Raw genomic sequence first — 8,680 nt, 5'->3', positions numbered from 1 at the left:
TCAACGCCGGCCACGGCCGTACCGAGCTGGCCGAAGCCGCCGCCAAGCAGGCCGGCGAGCTTGCCTACTTCCCGCTCTGGTCGTACGCGCACCCGGCCTGACGCACTGTTGCTCGTGGATGACCCACGCCGAGCGGTTAGGTTCGGGCTCGCTCCTGCAGCAACCGCGTCGACGTCGAGTGCGACGTGGTACTCCGCTCCTCCACCGCGCCAAGTCGTCACCTCGACGCGCCGCGCCTGACTGAGACTGGCCGCGGGTAACCCCATCCCGAACCGACCGAACGACTGCCGGGCGTCGAACCGTGACGAGCCCCCGAACCGCAGGCAAGCCTCCAGTTCGCCCTTGGACATACCCATGCCGTTGTCCTCGACGACGATCTCCGGCAGGGCGTCGCTGGGCCACTCGATGGTGATGGCGATGTTCGTCGCCCCGGCCTGCAAGGAGTTGTCGACCAGTTCGGCGAGAGCTGTGGACAAACTCAGATACCCAGACTCGCGGACCGCCCGGATGAAGTTCGAGGGGACCACGAGGTCGTCAACTGGGTGATGTTGTCGGCTCATGATCCTCCGTGCGTCGACGCGAAACCCTCCAGGCTCAGAGTAGCTGCTCGAGAATGTGCGATGCACTGGGGCATCTGCGCTGATCACCGCCTCACACACGAGCCGTTAAGGTCACGGTGATGCGCTTCGTCTTGGCCGGTTCGGTCAGGTCGAGCCCCTTGCCACTGGCTAGCAGGAGACGCGCCGTGGGGCGCAAGGAACCTGCAACCATCAGGTACGGCTGAACGCCGTCCAACCAGACCAACTTGCCCGTCCGCTGAAGGTCAAAGACGATGGCGTAGCGGGTGGTGGTGATGGTGACGACCCGGTTTTCGACCGACGTGCTCTCGACCGTGTCGCCGACGAGGGCTTCCGGGAGGGGTGTGGTCGACTTGAGCGAGTTGATCCCAAGCACTTGGAGCGTTGCGATCTCCTCGCCCTGAAGGCGATCCAGAACCGCCTGGATCTCATCGATATCCTGGATGACAGTCACGGGAGCATTATCCTGCCGTCGCCAGTGGGGCGGGCATCCCGATCCAGCCGGCAAGGTCCATGGTCAACGGCTGCGTCTGGTCAACTGATCCTGGTAAAGCGAGGCACGGACACCGCGCGATGATCACCGGAAGATGCGGCCCCGTCGTCCCCGTCCTTGAAAAGGATGGCCGGCTCGGGTCGGCACCAGACCCATGATTACCGCTCGCCGGCCAACGATCAGTGGACCCTACGGGTGATCCAAGCTATGCGTCACCGTGTTGCCCGTGAGGCCGGGGGTTAGCGGCGAGGCCTGCGGATTCGTGCGGCGCGTATGGCGCTGGGCGAGGAGCGACGCTCCTCCCCCGCCTTCCGGTGTCAAGCCCCAGCGGCCGATAAGCGAAGGAGTGTTTCGCTGTCGTCGTGCTGCCGGAGTCGCCAGGGTGGGGCTATGACACCGGTCGCGCCGGGGGCGGATGCTGCTCCTGCGCCAGCCCTGCTACGGACCGCGATCGATCGCACGCTGTCTTCTGACCCGCCACCCTCACGCTGTGCAACCTCCCAGATGCAACAGCTCAGTAGATCGCGTTCTTGGTCCATTGGTTCAAAGTTCGACTGGCCCGCCTGCCTGATCGAGGTGCCGGAGGATCTGGCCGTACCACGTCGTGGTCCTGTCCCGCCGTCCACCGGGCCGCAGTGATCGATATCCGGTCCATGCCGCGAGGTCCGCGATCTGGACCCATTGGTTTGTGTTGGCGTGCCGGAAGAAGGGGTCCTCGATGAGGGCGCGGCTACCGTTGGCTAGGGCGCGATGCGCGCGGTTGTAGCCGCTGTTGGTGCCGTCGCCGTCCACGACGACGGCACCGAAGGCTGCAGCGTCGTGTAGGTCGGCGTCAAGCTTCGCGATCATGCAGCGGTAAAGGTCCTGCTTGTCGCGTTCGAAGTTACGTCCGCGGGCGTCGGTACGGCGATAGACGCTGCCAAGCGTGACGCCCGGAAGGGCAACCATCGCGGTCAGACCTTCCTGGATGACGCTCAGGCCATCCCGCGCGGTCCTGCGGACAGGGTCTTGCGCCCAGTTCCCCCGACCTCCGGCCAGTTCGGTGGCATGCAGCCGGATGTCGGCGGGGATGCCGTGCCGACGGTAGACCGCAGCCCGGAACCGTAACCATCGTTGGGTCGCGCCGGCCCACTGCGCTGGGTCAACCCGGATCCAGCTGAACGTTGTCAAGCCATGGGCTTCGCTACCGGAGTCGTCGATGTAGAAGAGGGCGAAGTTGGTGCCGGTGGTGGTCAAGCTGGCTCGCTCCGAACAGGGTGACGTGACGGTGGTTGAGGGGTGGTCAGCGCTCGGAGCTGTGCGCTTCGAGCCACGCGTCAATGTCGCGCCTGCGGTAGCGGCGGTACTTCCCGACCTTGTACGACTTGGGCCCATTGCCCTTGTAGTTCATGTAGTACAAGGTTTGGGGCTGGACGCCCAGGCACCGGGCGGCTTCTTCGTGGGTCCACATGCCCGTCGACTCTTCTCGCATCATCAACTCGCTTGCCTTTTTAGCAAGTAGATCCGGCCTACTTGCCGATGGGAAAGTAATTCGACCGGCACGCTTGCAACTTGTCAACAGGGCGAGTAAAACTTACGAACATGACAAGTGAGCAGCTCGGCGACGAGGCCACCCCGGGCGAGGTGGTGCGTCTACGCCTTAAGGAGATCCGGAAGAAGCGCCGCCTGAACCCAGACAAGGCTGCCGAGCTATACGGCGATCCGGCGATGTCGACGACGGTGTTGATGAACATCGAGGCGGGACGCCGCCGGACTCCGGTTACCGTCGACGAGCTGATGCGCTTCGCCTACGCGCTGGACGTTCCACCAGAGGCCCTCCTGGTCCCCGGCGCCGACCAGCGGGTGCAGGTCGCACCCGGTGTGGTGGTCGACTCGATTCGGCTGCTGCGGTGGATGCGCGGCGAGGAAGCTCTCAACGGCACTGACGCGGCGCACTACGAGGCGACGGCGGCTGAATCAGTCGAGCCATCCGGACGCGGCATCCCGCAACAGTTGCGCGACGAGTTTCTGACCAGAGCGCAGGCCGCGTTCGACGGCTTCTTCGCAGACAGCGACGAGATCCGCCGCAAGACCCGCCAACAGGTCCGCGAGGTTCTGGGTGACGTCCGCACCGCCGCCGCCAACGGCGCGCCCACCGAAGAACTCCTCAGCATGATCGACGGCTTCCTCGACCGGCTTGAGTAACCACCCGCCACCCACCGCTTCACTGCTTCTGACAGACCACTCGTGACCTGCGGCCTGGTCACGAGCCGATAGCCCGTACCCGACAATCCGCGGCGCGCCACTCGCACCGACGGCCGATACCGCACACCCTTTAGCCCGCAGCCTGGTCCGGCCGCCGGGGCGATACCCCCTGTCCTCAACCCGCTCGCTGTGCATGAGCCGGGGCGATGACGTGCGCCCCGACGCCGGCTGGCTTCGCAATGCACCAAGGAGTTCCCCTCATGGCACGAGCATGGATCAAGCCCAGCGCCGATGGTCCCGGCCACACCTGCTTCTGGATGGATCCAGACCGCCGGCAACGACAGAAGACGTTCCGGCGCAAGGTCGACGCGGAGAACTTCCGCACCCGCAAGGAGCGCGAACTCGACACCGGCACATACCTGGAGACCGAGCGAGGCGCCGAAACCGTCGCGACGCTGTTCGAACGGTGGGCCACCACACGCGGCCTGGAGAACTCCAGCGTCCGGCAGTACCGCAGCATGCTCAACCAGGCGGTCCGGCCATACTTCAAGGCCAGGACGACCGGGGCGCTCAAGCTCGCCGACATCCAGGCGTGGATTTTGTGGATGCGCGACACCAAGAAGTACCAACCGCAGACCATCCAGACCCGGTTCGGGTACCTCAGCTCCGCACTACAGTGGGCGGTCGACAACGACGAACTCGGCCGCAACCCGGCCAAGCGGGCCAAACTCCCCGGTCGCCGCGCCAATGTACGCCGCGTGGTGAAAGAGAAGATCGTCGTCCCGACACGCGTCGAGATCGAAGCGCTCATCGCCGCCTTCGACCCCCGATACACCGCGATGGCATGGCTGATGGCTGGCTGCGGGCTACGCGTCGCTGAGGCGATGGGCCTTTGTCGCGACCAGATCGACTTCCGCCGGGGACTGCTGCTCGTCAACCGGCAAATCACCGAGGACGGCGAAAGCGACAGCGGCAAGAACGCCGGCCTGCATCTCAAGATGTACACCAAGCACCGCGATGCCGAATCCCCCGGCCGGGCCGTGCCGCTTCCCAAGATCGTCGCCGCGGTCCTACGCGCACACCTGAAGAAGTTCGGCGCCGTCGCGTGGCAGAGCAGCCAGGGTCAGGTCCACCTGCTCTTTCCCAACCACAGCCGCACCGGCCTGCTTTACCAGTACTACTTCCGCAACCAGATCTGGCAGCCGGCACTCATGGAGTCGAAGGTGTCGTTCACCAAAACCCACGCGCTTCGGCACTTCTTCGCCTCCTCGATGCTCGGCAAGGGGTGCCGATCACCGACCTCGCGGTCTGGTTGGGCCACAGCAATTCCAAGGTCACTGACGAGTACTACGGCCACCTCATGCCCGAAGCGCCCGAACGCGGCAGAACCGCCATCGACACCGCAATGGCCACCCCCGCAAACGAATAAGGCTGCCGTTCAGACGGACCAGCCGGCCGCCGTCACTTCGATGCGTGATCCTCAGGACCACGGTGGCCAGCCAGCGACGGCGACTCGAACACAGCAGGACCTGCCGATCCACAAACGTGGGGCAGGTCCGCCTTCCGACCGTAGCACCCGCTGACTGCGCCCAGGTACCGCCCGGCAGCAGCCCCCGGTGATAGCGGCCTGCCTTCGCGCAGCTTCGTCGTTGACGTTGACCTGCACTCGGGCAGGAGGCCGCGGGTGCGGTTGCTGACCCTCGATCCTGACCGGCCGCGGCTGGCCCCGCAAGGCCCGCCGGCGCAGCCGCGTCTGCGCGTCGTACGGAGCGTGGGTGGGCCTGTGCGGGGCTGCGCCGATCGGCCGGCCGGGCGGATCGGGCCAGCACCGCCCACCCGGCCGTTCCCGCGCCGGGTAGGGCGTCCTTTTGGTTTGGAAGGACGTTCTCTGTAATGACGACCACTCTGTTGTCCCGACCCGGATCGGACGAAATCAGCATCGCCGAGGCCACAGCCTCTGCGGACCCTGCGGGCCCTACACTCCGGGCCCAGTACCTCGACCCTCGTGACCTGGTCGATAACCCGCGTAACCTCCGCACGGACGTCGGTGACCTGAGCGACCTGACTGCCTCGATGACGGTTGTAGGAGTGCTCTGCCCGTTGGTAGCCATCCCGGCTCCGGACCAGCCGAACGCGTTTCAGTTGATCATCGGGCATCGCCGGAAGTACGCGGCGATCGAGCTCGGCATGGAGCAGGTGCCGGTGTGGGTCGTCTCCGACGAAGGTGCTGCGGCGCAGATCGTCGCGCAGCTCGCCGAGAACGGCCACCGGGTGGGGCTGACCCCCACCGAGGAGGCTGAGGCGTTCCACCAGCTGACGTTGCTGGACTGGTCGCCCGAGCAGATCGCCACCGTGCGGGCGATCCCGACGGCCAAGGTGAAGCAGACCTTGAAGCTGCGGGAGTTGCCGCAGGCGGCGCGCGGAGCCGCCGACGCCGGCACCCTGACGCTGGAAGACGCCTCCGCGCTCACCGAATTCACCGAGGATCCGGCTGCCCTGGATCGAATCCTGAAGGGCACCGGGTCGAGTTGGGGGTTCCGGCACGCCATCGCCGCCGAGCGGTCGAAGCGGACCTTCGCGGCGGCGAAGGAGCGGGCGAAGGCGGAGTTGGTGCTCGCCGGGGTGAAGGTGACGTCGAAGCCGAAGGGCTACCCCTACAGCGGTACTGCCGTGGCCGCCACGCAGCTCGCCGACGCCAACGGCAACCCGCTCGACCCAGAGATGTTTCCCACGTTGGCGGGGCTCGCAGCGTTCGTTGAGAAGATCGGCGACCATGCCCAGACGACTTTCTACTGTGCGGAGCCGGACCGGTATGGCTACCAGCGCCTGAGCTACGGCAGTCGTCGGGGGGTCACGGAAGAGGAGCGTGCCCGCCGGGAGGCGGCCGAGCATGCCCGCGCGGAGTACCTCGGTGGTCTGACGGTCGCGGCGGAGGTACGGCGGGAGTTCTACCGTACCGCGTACGGGTCGGCGCGGGCGGTGAAGCGGCTCTTCCTGGAGGCGCTTCGGGCCACCGTCGTGGAGGGGCTGCGGTTCCACGACGTCGACGGCCTGTACGCGACCCTTGGTGGCGTAGACGGCGCCGCCGCCGCGGTAGCTCGGGAGGACAAGCTGCGCCGCTGCCTGGTGGTGCAGTGGATCTGCGTCCAGGAATGCAACCTCGGCTACGCGGCCCGCGACGAGACGTGGGCGTTGGATGACGAGGCTGCAGTGGCGTGGCTCGACCAGCTTGTCGCCGACGGCTACACCCTCTCCGAGGCGGAGACGACGCTGCGGGAGTCGCTGGGTCATGACCCGGAGGCCGATCTGCCCGACGACGGAGACGCCGACGATTCCACGGCTGCGGACTCCGCGGATCTCGACGTTGACGATGTCGATGCGGGGGCCGAGCAGGTCGACGGCGTCGCTGCGGACGACGACGTGATCGCTGCACCACACGCCGCGCCGGCGTCCGACCCCGAAACAACGGAGCCCGAGGTCAATGAACTCTCTGGCACCGATGAGGTGGTTGACGTCGAGAAACAGACCTCTGATGACGAGCCCATGAGCGACAAGTCCTGATCTGACTGCCCCAATCGACGGGGTCCACGCGCAGTGCGTGGGCCCCGCCGACTTTCGTGCCGACCCGATTTTCCAGCGGCAGAGGCCGGTAACCGCACCAACTCTCGACATTTCCGATTGGAGCCCCGTGTCCGCTGACGCCGACTTGGTGTCTGAGGTCGATGACCGTGAGCGTCGTGTGGCGCTGATCCGCCAGCGGCAGATCCTGCTGGCGTTCGAGGAGTACGGGCCCAGCTATCACCGGGTCACCGGCGACGGCTGCCGGTACGTCGCTGAGATCGTTGAAGCGACCCCCGCCGAGTGTGAGTGGATTTACGCCCATGCCCGGACCCATCCCGAGGTGCTGATCCAGGCTGGGCCGGCCCGCAACCCCGTGCAGTGGCGACAGCTGCGCCGCGAGCAGGGCGAAGCGGCGTTCCGCGCCGCCGACTCCGCGTTCACCGCCGGCGACACCGCGACCGCCCTAGACCTCGTCGACGAGGCCCGCGCGCTCGGCACCCTCGGGCCCGAGCAGTGGGAGCGACTACGCCTGGCCGTCACGACCGCCGCTGACGCCGGCCGCTGACCCCCTCAACGAACTTCCCATCTCCAGACTCTTCTCGAAGGGATCCATCCCTCATGTCTTCGATGATCACTGTTCCGGCGCACCGCAATGTCGACCTCGATCAGCTACGCCGCATGCTCACCGACCAGTCCACCCGGGCCCTGGACGTCAAGGCCGGCGCCGGGCGAATGCGTGCCGTCGGCGGCAGTCTCGTCTTGGACGGCACCGAGCCGCAGCTCGGCCCGGAGGGGGTGACGATGACCGCCGGCACCTACAGCGTCAACGACGTCGCCACCGCCGGCTTGGCCGACAAGCTCGGCATCCCCGTCGCGTACCTACGGCGCCTCGCCGCCGAACACCCCGACCTGTTCGACGCCAACGTCAACGGCTGGCTTGCCCGCGACCCCCGCAGTTTCCTCATCCGCTGCCTTCGCAACGACACCGGCGGCGGCATCGTGCGAGCGGTCCTGTCCGACCGATACAACCGCATCGACAACCTCGACGTACTCTTCGCCGCGCTCGACGGGATCCGCCGCGCGAAGGTGCGAGTCCAGTTCGCCGGCTGCGACCTCACCGACCGGCGGATGTACCTGCGGGTCTACTCCCCCCAGGTGCAGATCGCCGCGCCCCGCCTGCTGGCCCGCTACCGGTCCCCGTTCGACGGGCGGGCCGGCTCTGAACTGCCGATCGTCTCAGCCGGGTTCCTGATCTCGAACTCGGAGACCGGGGCGGGTGCATTCAGCATCGCTCCGTGGGTGCGCTTCGAGGTCTGCCGCAACGGCATGGTCATCCGCCGCAACGCCCTGCGCCGTACCCACATCGGCTCCCGCATGACCGGCGGAGACGGGGTCGTCACCGCCTCCGAGGAAACCACCCGCCGCACCCTCGACCTGATCACCTCCCGCACCACCGACGCGGTCACCGCCTTCCTCGACGCGGACTACATCGCCGAGGTCCTGCGCGAGCTCGACACCGCCGCCGGCACCCCCGTCACCGACCCCAACACCACCCTCAAGATCGTCGGCCAGCGGCTGCGCTACAGCGAAGACCAGCAGCGGGACATCCTCGCCCACTTCGTCGCCGGCGCCGATCCCACCGCCGGTGGCGTCATGCACGCCATCACCTCTGTCGCCCAGACCCTTTCCGACGCCGACGCCGCCCACGGCCTCGAGGCCACGGCCGTCCAGGCCCTGCACCTCGCCGCCACCACCGCCTAAACCCACCCCGTCGCACACCGGCGTGCCCGGACCCCTCCTCGGGTCCGGCGGGAATGCCGATCTTGTCGGCGAGGTCGCGCAGTTCGTCCCAGGGCGCGTGCAT

At 67.1% G+C, this 8,680-nt stretch carries 8 protein-coding genes and 1 pseudogene; 5 read left to right on the top strand and 4 right to left on the bottom strand.

Features of this window, described 5'->3' with window-relative positions; translation table 11 throughout:
* Positions 1–167: 167 nt before the first annotated feature.
* The 4 genes and pseudogenes from ABZ749_RS22375 to ABZ749_RS22360 form a co-directional block, all read right to left on the bottom strand.
* Positions 168–560: pseudogene (locus tag ABZ749_RS22375) on the bottom strand (ATP-binding protein); the annotation flags it as partial.
* Positions 561–651: 91 nt separating this feature from the next.
* On the bottom strand, positions 652–1,032 hold the full coding sequence (locus ABZ749_RS22370; RefSeq protein ID WP_357230620.1) for a hypothetical protein: 381 nt from the start codon (positions 1,030–1,032) through the stop codon (positions 652–654).
* Positions 1,033–1,614: 582 nt separating this feature from the next.
* Entirely contained in the window at positions 1,615–2,307 is a 693-nt protein-coding gene (locus ABZ749_RS22365; RefSeq protein WP_357230617.1) for a DUF3800 domain-containing protein, read from the bottom strand.
* Between the two features lie 46 nt (positions 2,308–2,353).
* A complete protein-coding gene (locus ABZ749_RS22360) occupies positions 2,354–2,521 on the bottom strand; it encodes a helix-turn-helix domain-containing protein (protein ID WP_357230614.1) in 168 nt (55 codons plus the stop codon).
* Between the two features lie 131 nt (positions 2,522–2,652).
* Between ABZ749_RS22360 and ABZ749_RS22355 the strand changes: the two genes are divergently transcribed.
* The 5 genes from ABZ749_RS22355 to ABZ749_RS22335 all read left to right on the top strand — a co-directional run bounded on the left by ABZ749_RS22355 (position 2,653) and on the right by ABZ749_RS22335 (position 8,577).
* On the top strand, positions 2,653–3,255 hold the full coding sequence (locus ABZ749_RS22355; protein WP_357230611.1) for a helix-turn-helix transcriptional regulator: 603 nt from the start codon (positions 2,653–2,655) through the stop codon (positions 3,253–3,255).
* Between the two features lie 260 nt (positions 3,256–3,515).
* Positions 3,516–4,838, top strand: a complete 1,323-nt coding sequence (locus tag ABZ749_RS22350; protein ID WP_357230608.1) for a site-specific integrase — start codon at positions 3,516–3,518, stop codon at positions 4,836–4,838.
* Positions 4,839–5,148: 310 nt separating this feature from the next.
* Complete coding sequence (locus ABZ749_RS22345; RefSeq protein WP_357230605.1) at positions 5,149–6,816, top strand: ParB/RepB/Spo0J family partition protein; 1,668 nt, start codon at positions 5,149–5,151, stop codon at positions 6,814–6,816.
* Positions 6,817–6,964: 148 nt separating this feature from the next.
* Positions 6,965–7,381 carry a hypothetical protein gene (locus ABZ749_RS22340; RefSeq protein ID WP_357230603.1) on the top strand — a complete coding sequence of 139 codons (417 nt, stop codon included), beginning with the start codon at positions 6,965–6,967 and terminating at the stop codon, positions 7,379–7,381.
* A 62-nt stretch (positions 7,382–7,443) separates the two neighbouring features.
* Positions 7,444–8,577, top strand: a complete 1,134-nt coding sequence (locus ABZ749_RS22335; protein ID WP_357230600.1) for a DUF932 domain-containing protein — start codon at positions 7,444–7,446, stop codon at positions 8,575–8,577.
* Positions 8,578–8,680: the final 103 nt, after the last annotated feature.

Source organism: Micromonospora sp. NPDC047753 (assembly GCF_040642735.1).
Taxonomy (GTDB): Bacteria; Actinomycetota; Actinomycetes; order Mycobacteriales; family Micromonosporaceae; genus Micromonospora.
This window is presented reverse-complemented; position numbering and strand designations above follow the sequence as displayed.